Annotated in this window: 16 protein-coding genes; 10 read left to right on the top strand and 6 right to left on the bottom strand. The window is 35.2% G+C overall.

The window, feature by feature from the left end; genetic code table 11:
- Nucleotides 1-299 precede the first annotated feature (299 nt).
- Both JMA43_RS09140 and JMA43_RS09135 read right to left on the bottom strand, forming a co-directional pair.
- Nucleotides 300-1,478 (bottom strand): AIR synthase related protein, encoded by a 1,179-nt coding sequence (locus JMA43_RS09140; RefSeq protein ID WP_342156189.1) that lies wholly within the window; start codon nt 1,476-1,478, stop codon nt 300-302.
- A 371-nt stretch (nt 1,479-1,849) separates the two neighbouring features.
- The gene (locus JMA43_RS09135) at nt 1,850-4,036 is read right to left on the bottom strand and encodes a glutamine synthetase III family protein (protein ID WP_342156188.1); all 2,187 of its coding nucleotides are present in this window, start codon (nt 4,034-4,036) and stop codon (nt 1,850-1,852) included.
- A gap of 282 nt (nt 4,037-4,318) precedes the next feature.
- Between JMA43_RS09135 and JMA43_RS09130 the strand changes: the two genes are divergently transcribed.
- On the top strand, nt 4,319-5,332 hold the full coding sequence (locus tag JMA43_RS09130) for a glutamine synthetase beta-grasp domain-containing protein (RefSeq protein ID WP_342156187.1): 1,014 nt from the start codon (nt 4,319-4,321) through the stop codon (nt 5,330-5,332).
- 59 nt (nt 5,333-5,391) lie between these two features.
- Here JMA43_RS09130 and JMA43_RS09125 read toward each other — a convergent pair whose 3' ends face one another.
- Complete coding sequence (locus JMA43_RS09125) at nt 5,392-6,330, bottom strand: calcium/sodium antiporter (protein WP_342156186.1); 939 nt, start codon at nt 6,328-6,330, stop codon at nt 5,392-5,394.
- Between the two features lie 711 nt (nt 6,331-7,041).
- Here JMA43_RS09125 and JMA43_RS09120 point away from each other — a divergent pair.
- The 3 genes from JMA43_RS09120 (at nt 7,042) to JMA43_RS09110 (ending at nt 9,030) form a co-directional block, all read left to right on the top strand.
- Complete coding sequence (locus JMA43_RS09120; protein ID WP_342156199.1) at nt 7,042-7,401, top strand: BlaI/MecI/CopY family transcriptional regulator; 360 nt, start codon at nt 7,042-7,044, stop codon at nt 7,399-7,401.
- Complete coding sequence (locus JMA43_RS09115) at nt 7,401-8,765, top strand: M56 family metallopeptidase (RefSeq protein ID WP_342156185.1); 1,365 nt, start codon at nt 7,401-7,403, stop codon at nt 8,763-8,765. The genes JMA43_RS09120 and JMA43_RS09115 overlap by 1 nt, the downstream gene beginning before the upstream one ends.
- A gap of 115 nt (nt 8,766-8,880) precedes the next feature.
- A complete protein-coding gene (locus JMA43_RS09110; protein ID WP_342156184.1) occupies nt 8,881-9,030 on the top strand; it encodes an SsrA-binding protein in 150 nt (49 codons plus the stop codon).
- 87 nt (nt 9,031-9,117) lie between these two features.
- Here the strand turns inward: JMA43_RS09110 and JMA43_RS09105 are convergent, their stop codons facing one another.
- Nucleotides 9,118-9,630 carry an adenine phosphoribosyltransferase gene (locus JMA43_RS09105; RefSeq protein ID WP_342156183.1) on the bottom strand — a complete coding sequence of 171 codons (513 nt, stop codon included), beginning with the start codon at nt 9,628-9,630 and terminating at the stop codon, nt 9,118-9,120.
- Between the two features lie 153 nt (nt 9,631-9,783).
- Here JMA43_RS09105 and JMA43_RS09100 point away from each other — a divergent pair, with 153 nt between their 5' ends.
- The 6 genes from JMA43_RS09100 (at nt 9,784) to JMA43_RS09075 (ending at nt 16,205) form a co-directional block, all read left to right on the top strand.
- Nucleotides 9,784-12,573: a T9SS type B sorting domain-containing protein gene (locus JMA43_RS09100; protein WP_342156182.1), complete on the top strand. Its 2,790-nt coding sequence runs from the start codon at nt 9,784-9,786 to the stop codon at nt 12,571-12,573.
- A 159-nt stretch (nt 12,574-12,732) separates the two neighbouring features.
- Nucleotides 12,733-13,419: an aquaporin Z gene (aqpZ, locus tag JMA43_RS09095; RefSeq protein ID WP_342156181.1), complete on the top strand. Its 687-nt coding sequence runs from the start codon at nt 12,733-12,735 to the stop codon at nt 13,417-13,419.
- Between the two features lie 183 nt (nt 13,420-13,602).
- The gene (locus JMA43_RS09090) at nt 13,603-14,328 is read left to right on the top strand and encodes a DUF2092 domain-containing protein (RefSeq protein WP_342156180.1); all 726 of its coding nucleotides are present in this window, start codon (nt 13,603-13,605) and stop codon (nt 14,326-14,328) included.
- A gap of 34 nt (nt 14,329-14,362) precedes the next feature.
- Nucleotides 14,363-15,400 (top strand): DUF6515 family protein, encoded by a 1,038-nt coding sequence (locus JMA43_RS09085; protein WP_342156179.1) that lies wholly within the window; start codon nt 14,363-14,365, stop codon nt 15,398-15,400.
- 63 nt (nt 15,401-15,463) lie between these two features.
- On the top strand, nt 15,464-15,790 hold the full coding sequence (locus tag JMA43_RS09080; protein WP_342156178.1) for a DMT family transporter: 327 nt from the start codon (nt 15,464-15,466) through the stop codon (nt 15,788-15,790).
- Nucleotides 15,791-15,830: 40 nt separating this feature from the next.
- Nucleotides 15,831-16,205, top strand: coding sequence for a Dabb family protein (locus JMA43_RS09075; RefSeq protein WP_342156177.1), 375 nt, complete (start codon nt 15,831-15,833; stop codon nt 16,203-16,205).
- An 85-nt stretch (nt 16,206-16,290) separates the two neighbouring features.
- On the opposite strand, the gene rimO is transcribed toward JMA43_RS09075, so the two are convergent.
- A complete protein-coding gene (gene rimO, locus JMA43_RS09070) occupies nt 16,291-17,595 on the bottom strand; it encodes a 30S ribosomal protein S12 methylthiotransferase RimO (RefSeq protein WP_342156176.1) in 1,305 nt (434 codons plus the stop codon).
- A gap of 131 nt (nt 17,596-17,726) precedes the next feature.
- A complete protein-coding gene (locus JMA43_RS09065; RefSeq protein WP_342156175.1) occupies nt 17,727-18,002 on the bottom strand; it encodes a hypothetical protein in 276 nt (91 codons plus the stop codon).

Raw genomic sequence — 18,002 nt, 5'->3', positions numbered from 1 at the left:
CACGAATTGAAATTATTTTTAAAAAGTTTACAAGAAAAATAAATTAAAACACTAATTATCAATAAATTATAAATTTACTAACAACAAAAAGTTTACAACTTTTTAAATTTAATTAAAAGATAAAATGTTAAAATTCAATATTTTATTATTTTCAAACCTTTCTTGAAGATGATGAAGAATTAGCAATACTTATCATAAAAAGCATCGTTATTACAACCTATTTAACATGCGTATATTTTCTACAAAAAAACCTCTTACTGAAAAATAAGAGGTTTCTGTATGATTATGTTACGCTGAGTTTAATACTCAAAAGTTCCGTATGTACTATTTATGGTGAGTTTTTTGGTTTCCGACGCTTCCACACGCCCGATTACTTGAGCATTTACATTAAAAGATTTCGATATTTCGATAATATCTTGTGCAATACTTTCGTCTACGTACAACTCCATTCTATGTCCGCAGTTAAACACTTGGTACATTTCTTTCCAAGAAGTTTTAGATTGCTCTTGAATGAGTTTAAAAAGTGGTGGTACGTCAAACATATTGTCTTTTATCACGTGTACGTTATCGACAAAATGAAGTACTTTAGTTTGTGCGCCTCCGCTACAATGCACCATTCCGTTTATCTCTGAAGCGGTGTATTTTGCTAATATTTTCTGAATGATAGGCGCATAGGTTCTCGTAGGAGATAACACTAATTTACCAGCATCAATTGGGGCGTTTTCAACTGCATCCGTTAGTTTTACTTTTCCTGAATATACCAATTCTGAAGGTACCGCGTGGTCAAAACTCTCTGGGAATTTTTCAGCTAAATATTTATCAAACACATCATGACGCGCAGAGGTAAGTCCGTTACTTCCCATTCCACCGTTGTATTCGGTTTCGTAAGTTGCTTGACCAAACGACTCCAACCCAACAATTACATTTCCTGGTTTGATATTGGCATTGTCAATTACATCGCTACGTTTCATACGAGCCGTAACCGTTGAGTCAACAATAATTGTACGAACTAAATCTCCAACATCGGCAGTTTCACCTCCTGTTGAATAAATCTTTACACCGAACTTATCTAAATCGGCAATCAGTTCTTCTGTACCGTTTATTATTGCTGAAATAACTTCTCCAGGAATTAGGTTTTTATTACGCCCAATTGTTGAAGAAAGCATGATGTTTTGCGTTGCACCAACACAAAGCAAATCGTCTATGTTCATAATCAAAGCATCTTGCGCAATTCCTTTCCACACAGAAATATCTCCTGTTTCTTTCCAATACATATACGCCAAAGACGACTTTGTCCCTGCTCCATCGGCATGCATAATGATACAATGTTCGTCGCTTCCTGTTAAATAATCGGGAACAATTTTACAAAAGGCCTTTGGGAACAATCCTTTATCGACATTTTTTATAGCGTTATGAACATCTTCTTTGGATGCTGAAACCCCTCTTTGTGCGTACCTTTTGCTAATTTCTGAACTCATGTATCAATGTTTTGTGCAAAAATAGCCATAAATAAAAAGCACACAAACAAAAGTTGTGTGCTTCTTGATATCTTCTTTTAATTCTTTTAATATTGTCTGTGCTGTTCTATATAAATCCAATTTTAAAAAACACGGTAATTTTTCAATATTAGTATTTCATTTTTGTCTTGACACAAAAACGAAACAAACCTGCCTGCGGAAGGCAGGAAAGTCAAGACTGATTTAAAAAGCTCTGAAAATCTACGGAACCTTCCTCCACAGATCAAAAAAACTCGCTTCGCTCAAACAGTTTTTGATCTTTTACCCTTACTGCTTCCTTGATTTTCTATGCTTTTTAAATAGGTCAACCCTACATGAAAGTAGAACTTCAATTACTTTGTAAAAAGCAACTCTCTGTATTTTGTTAATGGCCAAATATCATCATCTACCAACAACTCCAATTTATCACAATGGTAACGGATTTGGTCAAAATACGGCAACACTTTATCGCAATACGCTTCGGCTTTTAATTGCGCCTTTTCGAGTCGGTTTGCCTTTTTACGCTCTTCAATCATAAACTTCACTTTCGAATTTATTTCAGAAATATGACTCGATATCTCTTCGATTAAATCGATTTGCTCTGGCGCTAACTTTTTAAAGTCATTTCCGAAAACTTCCTTTAACCCTTGTACATTTTTAATTAGTGTATTTTGATATTTAATTGCTGTCGGAATTACATGGTTTCTAGCAATATCACCCAACACACGACCTTCAATTTGTACTTTGTGCGCGTATTCTTCAAGCTCAATTTCTTGGCGTGCAATAATTTCTACCGAATTCATCACCCCCATTTCTTCATACAAATCAATTGCCTTTTTAGAAACAACCGCTTTTAGAGCTTGTGGCGTTGTTTTGTTATTGCTCAGTCCGCGTTTTTCAGCTTCTTTCTCCCAAGCTTCACTGTAGCCATCGCCTTCAAATCGTATTTTTTTGGATGCTTTGATATATTCGCGAAGCACATTAAAAATAGCTTCATCTTTCTTTAAGCCTTTCTTATCAATTAAAGCATCAACTTCAATTTTAAATTCTTTTAATTGCTTTGCCACAACAGTGTTTAAAACCGTCATTGGTTTAGCGCAATTAGACTTCGATCCAACTGCTCTAAACTCAAATTTATTTCCTGTAAAAGCAAAAGAAGAGGTTCGGTTTCTATCAGTATTATCTAAAAGGATTTCTGGAATTTTCCCAACGACATTCAACTTTAAATCGGTTTTTTCCTGTGGAGACAACTTCCCTTTCGACACATCTTCCAACTCATCCAAAACCTTGGTAAGTTGCGAACCTATAAATACTGAAATGATAGCGGGAGGTGCTTCTCCAGCTCCCAAACGATGATCGTTGGTAGCGGAAGCAACAGACGCACGAATAAGCTCTTCGTTATCGTGTACGGCTTTGATGGTATTAATAAAAAAGGTTAAAAACTGAAGGTTTTTTGTTGGTGTTGTGCCCGGACTTAACAAATTCACACCACTATTTGTAGCCAACGACCAGTTGTTGTGCTTTCCAGAACCGTTTACTCCTGCAAAAGGTTTTTCATGAAAAAGAACTTTAAAATTATGTTTATCGGCAGTTTTGTCCATCAAATCCATTAAAAGCGAATTATGATCGACCGCTAAGTTTGCTTCTTCAAACAAAGGCGCCAATTCAAACTGATTGGGTGCCACCTCATTATGACGAGTTTTTACAGGAACACCAAGCTTAACACAATCGTGCTCCAATTCGCGCATAAAATTTAAAACTCGGTCTGGAATCGATCCGAAGTAATGATCGTCTAACTGTTGCCCTTTTGCTGGCGAATGCCCTAAAAGTGTTCGCCCTGCCAACACTATATCTGGACGCGAATACACCAAAGCCTTATCAATTAAAAAGTACTCCTGCTCCCAACCTAAAGTTGCATTTACTTTTGTTACACTTTTATCAAAATAACGCGCCACCTCGGTAGCTGCAATATCGATTGCATGCAAAGCTCTTAACAAAGGTGCTTTATTGTCTAGCGCTTCGCCTGTGTATGACACGAAAACCGTAGGAATACACAAGGTTGTACCATAAACAAAGGCTGGCGATGTAGGATCCCAGGCGGTATATCCTCTAGCCTCAAAAGTATTTCGGATTCCACCGTGCGGAAAACTAGAAGCATCTGGTTCCTGTTGCACCAATTGGTCGCCACCAAATTTCTCTACCGCTTGCGAACCATTTATAGGCTCAAAAAAAGAATCGTGCTTTTCGGCAGTTGCGCCCGTTAAAGGCTGAAACCAATGTGTATAATGTGTCGCTCCTTTTGAAACTGCCCAATTTTTCATGGCAGAAGCAATCTCATCAGCAAGTTTTCGGTCTATTTTTCCACCGCCTTCGATAGCACTTGTAACACTTTCAAAAGCTTCTTTCGACATTACCTGGCGCATCACCATTTCATTAAATACATTTTCACCATAAATATCAGAACGATTTCCTTGTACATTTATAGGATGTGGTTTTCTTTCAAACGCCTTTTTTAAAGCTTTAAACCTGATTGTCGACATATATCTTCGTTATAAAAAAGTTGATTTTAAATTCTAAATGTTTTATTGATAACAAAAGTGTAATTAATGTAAAATTACAGCTATCTTCAAGTAAATAAAATATTAAATTATTATTAACATTTTTTTTAATATTTATATAAAAAATAAAATACCCCTTTCAAAAATAGGGTATTCATAAAAATAATAAAGTTTTTTCAAAAATACCCCTTTTATTTTCGGTAGGCGAAACAAAAAAACATATTTTTGTCTGCGAGTAAAGTTCAATTAAAATTAATTCACAAAATGAGTAAGGCTAAACTTGAGTACATTTGGTTAGATGGATATTATCCAACCCAAAACATGAGAAGTAAAACAAAAATCGAAGACAACTTTAGTGGTAAATTAGAAGATTGCCCAATATGGTCTTTCGATGGTTCATCTACAAAACAAGCTGAAGGAGGATCTTCTGACTGTTTATTAAAACCTGTTGCTATTTATCCAGATCCAACAAGAAGAAACGGATATATCGTAATGGCTGAAGTTTTAAATGCAGACGGAACTCCACATGAATCAAATGCAAGAGCCACTATTGATGATGAAAATGATGAAGATTTCTGGTTTGGATTCGAGCAAGAATACTTTATAATGGATACTAAAACACAACTTCCTTTAGGTTTCCCTGTTGGTGGATATCCAGGACCACAAGGTTTATACTACTGTTCTGTTGGTGGTTTAAACACTCACGGTAGAGAAGTTGTAGAAAGACACGCAGATCTTTGTATTGACGCTGGTTTAAACTTCGAAGGAATTAACCAAGAGGTTGCTTGCGGACAATGGGAGTATCAAATTTTTGCAAAAGGTGCTAAAAGAGCTGGTGACGAAATTTGGGTTTCTCGCTACTTACTTGACAGATTATGTGAAGAGTACGGATACTATATTGAGTACCACCCAAAACCTGTAAAAGGTGATTGGAATGGTTCTGGTATGCACGCAAACTTCTCAAACTCTCTTTTAAGAACTTGTGGATCTAAAGAGGTTTACGATAAAGTATGTGAAGCATTCAGGCCTGTAACAAAAGAACATATTGCTGTTTACGGAGAGTTTAACGACGAGCGTTTAACTGGTAAGCATGAAACAGCTTCTATAAACGACTTTAGCTATGGAGTATCAGATAGAGGTGCTTCTATCCGTATCCCAATTATTACTGTTGAAAAAGGATACAAAGGATGGTTGGAAGACAGACGTCCAGCTTCTAACGCTGATCCATATAAAGTAGCAGCTAGAATTATTGAAACAGTAAAAACTGTTGAAGCTTAATTCCTGATATTTGATTTATTATACAAAAGCCGAAAAAGCGACCATATGGTCGCTTTTTTTTATAGTAATGTGGTCGCTACAAAGCCCAAATATAGCAGTAACAATACAATACCTTCACGCCAACCTAACTGCATTTTTTTAGGCATAAAAACCAATGGAAAGATTACAAAAGAAATACCCAACATCCAATACATATCGTTTGTAAGCAAGCCTTTATCATTTACCGCTATTGGCTGAATAATAGATGTAATTCCTAAAACTGCCAGAATATTAAACATATTCGAACCTATTAGGTTTCCTAAAGAAATAGCTTTTTCCTTTTTTACAACAGCAATTATAGAAGCCGCTAACTCGGGTACACTTGTACCGATTGAAACTACTGTTACTGCAATAACTCGCCTACTCACTCCGTAAAATTCTGCCATTCCAACTGCGCCACTAATTAATAATTCTGAGCCTCCCCATAGAGCCAATCCTCCTAAAAGTAATAAGCTTGATGTTTTTAAAGCAGACATTGCTTCTTCGTTATTTGAAGCTTCATCGGAAACAACTGCTGGTTTTTGCACTCGCAATAAATACACTAAAAACACAACTAGAAAAACAACCAACACAATCCCCTCATAACGTTGCAACACATGGTCGGTTACCACAAAACCATAAAGCATACACGACGAAATCATCATGATAGGCCAATCGGTTTTATAAAAACTTTTTTCGACCTCAATTCGAGACAACATAATGGTTACTGCCAACACCAACCCTAAATTTGCGACATTCGAGCCGACTACATTTCCCATTGCCAAATCTGGAAATCCGTTTAAAGCCGACTTTACACTTACAATTAATTCTGGCGCCGACGTTGCAAAAGAAACCACCGTCATCCCGATTACAATTTTAGGAATATGCATCCGCAATGAAATACTTACTGCCGATTTTAACAACCAATTTCCACCTAGAATCAATAAAATCAGTCCAGAAACAATAAAGAGTGTGTTCATATATTCTTTTTAATTTAATCTCAGTTCAATATAAATATCAGTATAGAAAAATTACAACTATTTATATTTTATTATTCTTTCATTTTTGTCTTGACACAAAAACGAAACAAACCCGCCTGCCGGCAGGCAGGAAAGTCAAGACTGATTAAAAAAGTATGACAAAATCTACGGAAACAACCGCCACAGATAAAAAGAACTCGCTACGCTCAAACAGCTTTTTATCTATCAGCCCTCACTGCTTCCTTGATTTTCAATACTTTTTAAATAGGTCAATTTTATTACTCATTCATAATTCTTATATCGAACTCACGTCAATTTAATCTCAGTTCGTTAGAAATTCAGTAATAAAACGTTAAAAAACGAACTCTAATTAGCTTATGATTGTCCGCAATCTGTTATAATTCACTGTCACCTCGAGCGTAGTCGAGAGGTCATTTAGCTTAACATCGTTAAATAGAGTCTCGACTACACTCGACCTGACATTTTAATCTTGACATGAAACATTATGGATATTCAAAATTTATTAACCAACTCAGAAAATCTAATACAAAGATACCTCTTTCCTAGGGTTTAAGTACGTTTCAAGCACTAAATAACAAACAATTAGCATTTATAAAAACTAAATAAATAGTTAAAAAACTACAAAAATAGTTGCTTAACTAAATTTATAGTTATACATTCGTCAGCATAGATACACTAATCCACTTGATGATGCAAAAACTCACCAATAAAGAAGAAGAAATCATGAAGATTTTATGGAAGCTCGAAAAGGCTTTTGTAAAAGAAGTTCAAGCTGAAATTAAAGAAGACAAACCGCATTACAACACCTTGTCTACCATTATTAGAAACTTGGAAGACAAAGGTTATGTTGCGCACAACGCCTTTGGAAACACGCATCAATATTACCCAATTGTAGAAAAAGAGGTTTACCGAAAAAAGTTTGTTTCGACTGCTATTGAAGAATACTTTAATAACTCTTATAAAAACTTGGTTTCGTTTTTTGCAAATGAAAAAAAGATAAGTGTAGACGAGCTAAAAGACATTATCCAACAAATTGAAAACAAAAACTAATGGAAACATTTTTAATATATCTTATAAAAGCTTCGGGGGTTTTGACACTGTTTTGGTTGGTGTATCAAATAGTATTAAAACGAGAAACATTTTTTACTGCCAACAGATGGTTTTTAAATGCAGGTTTAATTGTTTCTATCCTCCTTCCGCTACTCTATTTTAAAACAGTAAAAGTAATTGAGGTTCCTGCAAATTTGAATTTTGCAATCAATGAAACTTCCGCAGTAAATATAGAAACGGTAAGTTGGCAAACACAGCTTCTTACATTTGCTTTATATACATACGTAGTGGGTGTGGTATTTTTCAGTATAAAATTTATTGTTCAGTTGATTTCTTTATATCGATTTATCAACAAAGGAACAACTCAAAAAGAAGGTTTTAATTATGTGCTGACAAATGAAGATTTGAGTCCGTTTTCATTTTTCAACTACATAGTTTACAATCCGTCGATATATAAAGGAGACGAATTAAAAACCATTCTAACTCACGAAAAAATTCACGCTAAACAATTCCACTCGTTGGATGTAATTTTGCTTCATTTGTACACCATTGTATTTTGGATAAACCCAATAGTTTGGTTGTATAAAAAGGTACTCACACAAAATTTGGAATACATAACCGACCACCAAACCACCAAAGAACTTAACTCAACCAAAGAATATCAATATTTACTATTAAAACAATTAAGCGGAATACCGTATTCCGTTAGTAATCCTTTTTATAATTCATTAATCAAAAAACGAATCGTTATGTTACAAAAACAACAATCAAATTCGAAAAGCGCATGGAAGTACGCTTTAATCCTTCCATTATTAGCAGGTTTTACTTTTGCATTCAACGTAAAAACCATTGCCCAAACCAAACAAATAGTTATTGAAGAGAAGTCGCCTGCTTCTGAAATTACTTCAACAGCCGCCCATAAAACACAAAGTATAACAAGTGACGGCACAGACCCTATTTATGTACTTAATGGGAAAATAATTACCAGAGAACAACTAGAGAGTGTCGACCCAAACACTATTGAATCTATTAATGTTTTAAAAGATGAGAATGCAATTAAGAAGTATGGTGAGAAAGCAAAAGATGGTGTTGTTGAAATTAATTTAAAAGACAAATCAGACACTTCTAAAAACAATGTCGAGGAAGTTACAAAAGTTGGTGATTATGAAATTTCTTTCAGTTCGAATGTTATAACTCCAACGCAATTAATTATTCTTGACGGAAAAGAAATAAGCTTTGAAGAGTTTAACAATATTGACCCTGAAAAAATTGATATCGTTTCAGTATTTAAAACCGATGCGGCTGTAGAAAAATATGGTGAAAAAGGTAAAAATGGCGTTATCGTAATTCAAACAAAAAAATAGAGTTTAGCACATACTGAGTTATTTACAAAATCATCTAAGTTTTACATTTAGATGATTTTGTGTATTTTAGCCTATTAGCAAATCAAGCCAAAAATTAAATTGAACTTACCAAACAATGAAGAAAAAGCTATTTAAACTACTCGCTAAAATCAACAAAGCAATTTTACCTTCTTTCAGTAAAAAACAACTCGATTTGGCCAAGGCTAGTAAATTTCAACTTGCCATTATTGGCTGGCGTGCTTATGTTACCAAAAATGCTTTGTAAGGATAAATGAGTTTGACGAAAACAAATTCACGCCAAGTAAAAATGTTTTCATTTTCCTTTTTACCTTGATACAAAAACGATAAAAAATTAATACGTTAATACCGAGGCTACCGAATGGTTTTTAAGTTTGTCTCGCCCAGAAAGAAAAGCCAACTCCATTAAAAAATTACATTGCACAACTTCGCCACCAAGCTTTTCAACCAATTTACACACAGCTTCTGCCGTTCCTCCGGTAGCCAATACATCGTCGTGTATTAGTACTTTATCGCCCTTTTTGATGGCATCGGTATGTATTTCGAGCGTATCTTCACCGTATTCCAACGCATAGGTTTCCGAAGTAGTTTCCGCAGGAAGTTTATTAGGTTTTCGTACAGGAATAAAACCACAACCGAGTTTTTGAGCCAATAATGTTCCGAAGAAAAACCCTCTACTTTCCATCCCAACTACCACATCTACTTGCGCGCCTGCTATTTGCACAAACAAGGCATTTACAGCAATTTCTGTTGCTTTCGCATTTAATAACAGTGGCGTTATATCTTTAAAAACAATTCCGGGTTTTGGAAAATCGTGTATATCTCTAACGAAATCTGTAAGCTGCATAACTGTTAATTTTTTAAAACATTAGCATTTCAAACAATAAATATAACTTAATCTTAAATTTTAAGCATTCTCTTACACAAATATTTCTTTTAATAGTTCTTTATACTTATTTTTATCGACACGCTATTCTACTAATTTACAGCAACCTAAAAATTGAAAATTTTAAAAACCCTCATACTTGCAATTGTACTCTTTTTGTGCAACCAAATATTTGCTCAAAAGGAGTCGGCTTATTGGTATTTTGGTGAAAATGCAGGGTTAAATTTTAATACCGAACCTCCTACTCCACTAACAAACGGAAAGATAAACTCTCGTGAAGGTTGTACCGCTATTTCCGATCCTAACGGAAATTTACTTTTTTATACTGATGGCGTTACAGTGTGGGACAGAAATCATACCCCAATGCCAAATGGCGAAGGACTATTTGGACATATTTCAAGCACAGAATCGGCTATAATTATACCGAATCCAATGAGCAAAACTTCGTATTATATTTTTACTATTGACATGCCTAGTTTATTTGGAAAAAAAGGCAGAGTTACCATAGAAGGTGTAAACTATTCTGAAGTTGACATGACGCTAAATAGTGGCTTTGGAGACATTGTTGAAGGCAAAAAAAACATTCATTTAATTACCTACGACAGAAATGATTCGGCACAAAAAGAATTTAAATCTTCAGAAAAAATAACAGCTGTTACCAATAATGATGGAACAGCCGTTTGGGTAATAACTCATTTTGTAAACAAATTTTATGCGTTTAAAGTTGATGCAAATGGTGTTAATGATAAACCTATAATCTCAACCACACAACAAACTGTAAGTCCAAGACTTTTTACTGAAGGAGATTCTAAAGGTGCCAACCCAACTGCAATAGGATATTTAAAAGTTTCTCCCGACGGAAAAAAAATTGCCATAGCTCACAGTTCCACCAGTCTTGGTAGCCCCAGAACAGGAACGAAAACAAGCGGGAAAGCATTATTATATGATTTTGACAATGCTACAGGAAGAGTAACAAATCAAGTGACATTACTGGATAACGAATATCCATATGGAATAGAGTTTTCTCCAAATTCAAAAGTATTATATGTAACTTCAGCTACCTATGTTTCACCAAGAATTAACCCTTCAGAACCAGTTGAGAATGGGTTTTTATATCAGTTTGATTTAAATAATGGTTTAAAAAAAACTACAATTGATAATTCAAAAACAGTACCTGGCGCACTTCAATTAGCACTTAACGGAAAAATATACCGTACTGGCTATCCTGGTATTCAAGAATCTACAAGTATTTCAGTAATAAATAAACCTAATCAAATCGGAAGCTTGTGTGATTATTCACACGAAGTTGTTAGCTTAAATAATAGAGTTACCAAACAAGGGCTCCCTCCATTCATTCAATCAATATTTTATTATTCGTTTGATTATGAAAATACTTGCTTAGGAGATAATACTCAATTTACCATTACTTCTGAAGATCCATACGATACAGTCGAATGGGATTTTGGTGATAAATCTCCAACGAGTAGTGTTCAAAACCCAACTCATCAATATTTGGCAGCCGGTACATATACTGTTACGTTAACCTTATCTATTAATGGTAAAAAATACGATCCGTTAATTAAACAAGTTACCATTTCGGAGCCTCCAAATGTAATTGCAGGACCTTATCTTTTTGAACAATGCGATTTAGACAGTAATCCAAGTGATGGATTATCAACATTTAACCTTAGTAATACTATTACAGAACTTACTGTAAATAGTACTGAAATTGTAAATGCAAATTTTTACAAAACTCAAAAAGACGCAATAGACGATACCGAAAACACTGAATACCTAGATCCAATTTACACCAACTCAGTAGTAAATGAAAAAGTATATGCCAAAGTATTTGGTAGCAATCCAGACTGTTATAGTATTGTTGAAATTGAACTATTAACAACCACCCCTAACACCATAACTACAAACGATTTTTTTGGATGCGATTATAGTAACGACGGAAAAGCTATTTTCGATATTAAAAGTATTACTGAAGAAATTCAGGATAACGAAAAAAAAGCAAATGGAATTGACATAACCGTTACCTTACACGAAACTCAGCGAGATGCAGCTATTGGCGTCAACCCATTACCAGATCATTACGAAACCACACAAACTACAACAGTTTACCTAAAAGCCGTAAGTGGAAACAACTGTTATGGCGGAGGCGAAGTTAAGCTCGTACCAGAAGCATTTCCACAAATTGATGAGCAAGCAATTACAGTATGTCCGCAAGATTTTCCAATAACAATTTACACTGGTATAAGTCCGTCCCAAACTAGTAATTATACTTATGAGTGGAATACAAATCCAAAAGAAACGACCAGTTCTATTCAGGTTAATTCCGGAGGGATCTATGAAGTAACAGTAACCAACAAAAAAACAGCTTGCAGTAAAACTATTGCCATCACCGTAACCGAAGTTCAAGTTGCTGTTTTGAATACAATTAATATAGATGACAACGATATTGAAGTTATACTGCAACCAAGCACAAATACCACCTATGAATATGCGGTAGACTTAGAAACTGGAATATACCAATCGAGCAATACATTTAACGACTTAGCCCCTGGAGATCACAAGTTGTTTGTGAGAGACTCCAATAATTGCACAACTATTTCACAAACCTTTTTGATAATAGAGTTTCCTAAATTACTCACTCCTAACAATGACAGAAGTAATGACGTCTGGAATGTTCGAGGAATAAATTCATCAACAGTTGGAGGGAATGCACAAATGTATATTTTTGATCGCTACGGAAAGCTTCTATACTCATTTAACCCATTAACTTCTTCAGGTTGGGATGGCACTGTAAACGGACATCTCTTAAAACCAGACGATTACTGGTACCACCTTATTCTTCCAAACGGAATTGATTACAAGGGGCATTTTGCAATTAAAATTTAAAATTAAACACAAAATTTACTACTTTTAGATTTCATTCAAGGATAAAAATAAATATATGAGCATATTTTTTTATTAAATTAATAAAATAATCATTACTATTGCATACGTTTCCCACTTAAAACTTACAAAAGTTTTATTACTAACAAATTTCAATAAAAAATGAAAAAACTAATTGCAGAATTTATTGGTACCCTATGGTTGGTACTTGGAGGGTGTGGTAGTGCAGTACTTGCTGCTGGATACCCAGAACTAGGAATCGGATTTGCAGGAGTAGCTTTAGCCTTCGGTTTAACAGTACTTACAATGGCGTATGCCATAGGCCATATATCAGGATGCCATTTAAATCCAGCAGTATCTGTAGGATTATGGGTTGGTGGAAGATTTGATGGTAAAGACCTTATTCCTTACATTCTTGCACAAGTACTTGGAGGAATTGCAGGTGCTGGTATTTTATACCTTATCGTTACCGGAAAAGACGGAGCCTCTATCGGAAGCTTTGCTGCCAACGGTTACGGAGCTCATTCCCCAGATGGATACAACATGACGGCTGCACTTATTACTGAAATCGTAATGACATTTATGTTCTTAATTATCATTTTAGGAGCAACACACAAAAATGCATCAAGTGGATTTGCAGGCGTAGCCATCGGTTTAGGTTTAACCTTAATCCACCTTATCAGTATTCCTGTTACAAATACATCTGTTAACCCAGCACGTAGTACAAGTCAAGCTCTATTTGTAGGAGATTGGGCTATGGGACAACTTTGGTTGTTTTGGGTAGCTCCAATTATTGGTGCTGCAATTGCGGGTGTTGTGTATAAATTTATCGCACCAAACAACGATTAATTCGCACTTCAATAACATGATAAAGAAAGTCCCTTTTTTAATATTGGGGCTTTTTTTTGTTCGCCGTTTGTAGTATCTTAGTACTTTATACTTTCCTCCTTATCGCTATTTTTCATAAAAAAACTGTATTCGCTAGTAGGGTTTAGCGTGTACAAAATCAAATAAAGCAATAAAAATAATCACATGAAAAAAATTCTATTTGCCATTTGTATGTTGTGTACCTATACGGCAATTTCACAAAACAACCAGTCGGTTATAGACTCTTCGGCTATAAATATTTTGGACAAAATGGGCTCCTATATCGGCACCCTTGACGCATGTACTTTTACCTTGGAACGCTCTTTAGACCACGAAGGGTATTACGGTTTAGAAAAGCACTTTTATACAGATGAAGTTACTATGGTTGGACCTAATAAAATGGTCGTTAAAACTAGAGGAACCCAGTATAACAAAGACTTTATGTACAACGGAGAAAAGTTTGTGTACTATTCTGTAGATGAAAACAACTATTGTGTACTCGATGCTCCGGATAACATTATCGATATGATTGACAGTTTCCATAAAACTTTCGGTATTCGTTTTCCTGCTGCTGATGTATTTTACCCGAGTCTTACCGACGACATGATTGAAAATTTTGACAACATTATTTATATGGGGAACGATTACATTAACGGAGTATTATGTTTTCATATTTTAGCTTCTAATGATGATTTAAATGTGCAACTTTGGATTGAAAATGATGAAGATCCGCTACCTGCAAAAATGGTTATAATCCATAAAGACGGAAACCACAATCAGTACGAAGCTACTTTTACAGCTTGGGATATCAACCCTGAAATTGATGCTGAAGTTTTTGATTTCTATCCGCCGGAAGATTCAAAACTCATCAATATTATGGCACAAAAATAAATAATTACGACTCTTAACAAGTAAAAGAAAATACATGAAAACTCAATCATTCAACATAGCAAATGTTAGCAAATTGATACTATTTGCACTGTTACTAATTGCTCCTTTAACTATCGAGGCGCAACGATTTGGACACGGAGCAAGTATGAGCAGAGGTGGTGGCGCTTCACGACCATCTACAGGAAGACAAACCATTAACGGAGGTTTTCACAAACAACCAAGTAGATCTATTCCGAGTACCAGACCTTCTACGCTTCCTAGCAGAAAACCATCAACAACAAGACCAAGCACGTCTAGACCGTCTACCAGTAGGCCTACCACAAGTAGACCTTCTACAAGCAGACCAACGGTTAATCGTCCTTCAACAGGAAATAATTCATCTAGACCAAGTGTAAACCGTCCGAGTAACAACAATTCACGTCCAGGCAATAACGGAAATTTATCAAACTCGACAGTGGTAAATCGTCCGAATAACAGCCATCACAACAACAATGTAAATATCAATGTAAATAATAACCACCATAATACTATTGTTAGACCAAATCCAAGACCTTATCACCGTCCACCATACGCATACGGAGGTTTCCATTATTACAGTTATCACCCGTACTATTACCATCCGTACAGACCATTTTACTGGGGGCCAGTTTGGCATCCTTGGGGCTTCTTTGTTGCTTCTTTAGCTACTACAGCTATTATTATCAGCATTGAAAATCAGCAATATTATTACGACCAAGGAAACTATTACGTACACCAAAATAACGGATATACCGTTGTGCAAGCACCAGTGGGAGCTACTATTAAAGTTCTTCCCGATGGCTACGAAGTGGTAGACACCGGAAACACAACCAACAATTATTACTATGGTGGTGCGTATTATGAAAAATCGAATGACGGGTATACGGTTGTTCCTCCAACGGCAGGAACCATTGTTGAAAATCTTCCAGAAGGTGGAGAGGAAGTTAGAATTGGCGACCAAACCTATGTACAATATGGAGATACTTACTACCAACCTGTTCAAATTGATGGAAAAAACCAATACGAAGTGGTAGAGGTAAAACAAGAAGATTAATTATACATTTATATAATTTTATAAACGCCTCGTGATGTATCTTCGCGAGGCTATTTTTTTAATATGAATTGGATACTTTTAATAATTGCAGGATGCTTTGAAGTAGGTTTTGCAACCTGCCTAGGAAAAGCAAATCAAAGTGAAGGAACCCTCGCTACCTATTGGTATATTGGTTTTATAGTTTGCCTTACCATAAGTATGCTTTTATTAATGAAAGCTACACAAACACTACCAATAGGAACAGCATATGCGGTTTGGACAGGAATTGGAGCTGTAGGAACGGTACTTGTAGGGATTTTCTTTTTTAAAGAACCTGCTGATTTCTGGAGGATTTTCTTCCTATCAACGCTTATCATTTCTTTAGTAGGATTGAAATTTGTTTCGCATTAAAACGGTATTTCGTACCTTAGAATTTCTAAAAAAATTCAACATGAAAAAACTACTTTTAGCAATTACTTTTACAATCTCACTACTTTTTGGAAGTTGCCAAAACCAAGCTACACCTCCTGGAACCATTACACATACTGTGTTTTTTAAACTGAAACACCCAAAAGGCTCTGAAGCTGAAAAACTTTTTATAGAAAAAGCAGTAGCGCTAAAGTCTATTTCTACAGTTATGAACATGACTAGCGTTAAAGAAATTGGTCAAAAAAACGATTTTGAATGGGGACTTACGATGCAATTTAAAAATCAAGAAGATTACGACACCTATAGCAATCATCCAGACCATGTGGCATTTGTTGAAAATGTATGGAAAAAAGAAGTTGTCGACTTTATGGAGATAGATTACGTCGACAACAATTAAGATCGCCTTTTAAATTTAAAACATAAAAAAAGCTGAGTTCCTATTTAAAATAGAAGCTCAGCTTTAATTTTTTATATAGAAGATTTTAATTTACTGGTTTTCCGTATAAATCAAAATCGGCTGCATCTTCAATTAAAATATCTGCAAACTCCCCTGTTTTTAAGTAATATTGTGAAGCATCAATAAGCACTTCATTATCAACATCTGGAGAATCGAATTCAGTACGTCCTACAAAATAATTACCTTCTTTTCTATCAATTACGCAACGGAAAGTCTTCCCTATTTTTTCCTGGTTTAACTCCCACGAAATTTGCGATTGTATATCCATAATTTCCGAAGCACGTTGTTGTTTTACTTCTTCTGGAACATCATCTTCTAAATTATACGCATGCGTATTTTCTTCATGACTGTATGTAAAACATCCCAAACGCTCAAAACGCATTTCCGTAACCCAATCTTTCAACGTTTGGAAATCTTCTTCTGTTTCTCCAGGATATCCAACAATTAAAGTCGTACGAATTGCCATTTCCGGTACTGCTACTCTAAAATCATTTAAAAGTTTGGTAGTTTTCGCTTTAGTCGTTCCTCTACGCATTGATTTTAAAACAGGATCAGCAATGTGTTGCAACGGAATATCGATATAGTTACAAATTTTAGGCTCCTGTTTCATCAGTTCTAAAACATCCATCGGGAAACCTGTCGGGAACGCATAATGCAAACGTATCCATTCGATACCTTCTACCTTTACCAATTCTTTCAACAACTCAGCTAAAGCGCGTTTTTTATACAAATCTAAGCCGTAGTAGGTTAAATCTTGAGCAATTAAAACCAACTCCTTCACTCCATTTGCGGCCAATTTTTCAGCTTCTTTTACAAGATCTTCAATAGGTGTACTTTTGTGTTTACCGCGCATTAACGGAATTGCACAAAAACTACACGGGCGATCACAACCTTCAGCAATTTTTAAATATGCATAGTTTTTTGGTGTTGTTGTTAAACGCTCACCAATAAGCTCATGCTTATAATCGGCTCCCAAAGCTTTTAACAAACTTGGCAATTCGGTAGTTCCAAAATATTGATCTACATCTGGAATTTCCTTCTCCAAGTCTGGTTTGTAACGTTCGCTTAAACATCCTGTTACAAAAACTTTATCAACAGCTCCTTCTTGTTTTTTCTCTAAATATTCAAGAATAGTGTTTACACTTTCTTCCTTAGCATTATTAATAAATCCGCAGGTATTAATAACTACAATATTTCCTTCATCTTCATGAACAACTTCTTTTCCTCCGGCTTTTAATTGCCCCATAAGCACTTCGCTATCATACACATTTTTTGAGCATCCTAGCGTAACTACATTAATCTTGTTCTTTTTTAAAGATTTTGTTCTCATAACAACCTATTCTTTTATTTTCTCTGCTGAAAAACTTCAGCAACAAACAGCAACACTGCTTGTTTTAAAACAGTGGGCAAAATTACAACTTGAAAGTGTATTAAACGAAGATTATAAGATTAAAATTACTTTTAGCCTAAAAGTTCTTGTAAATAAGGTAATAATGAAGGTTCGTAGTACCGAAGTGCCGATAGTAAGACTACACAAACACCTAAGTACAACCAATTGTATCGCTCTGTTTTCATGATCCAAAAACCTAAAGCAGCGATAATGGCTAGAAAAATCCCGATGAGTAAATTTGGCCACAACCACAATCCGCTAATAACGGCATATAACTTTACAGCTGCATAAAACATACAGTAAAATGTAATGATTTTGGTAACTGTAACCAGAAGTCTATTGGGCAT

Origin of the sequence: Joostella sp. CR20 (assembly GCF_038433465.1) — a bacterium.
Lineage (GTDB): Bacteria > Bacteroidota > Bacteroidia > Flavobacteriales > Flavobacteriaceae > Galbibacter.
This window is presented reverse-complemented; position numbering and strand designations above follow the sequence as displayed.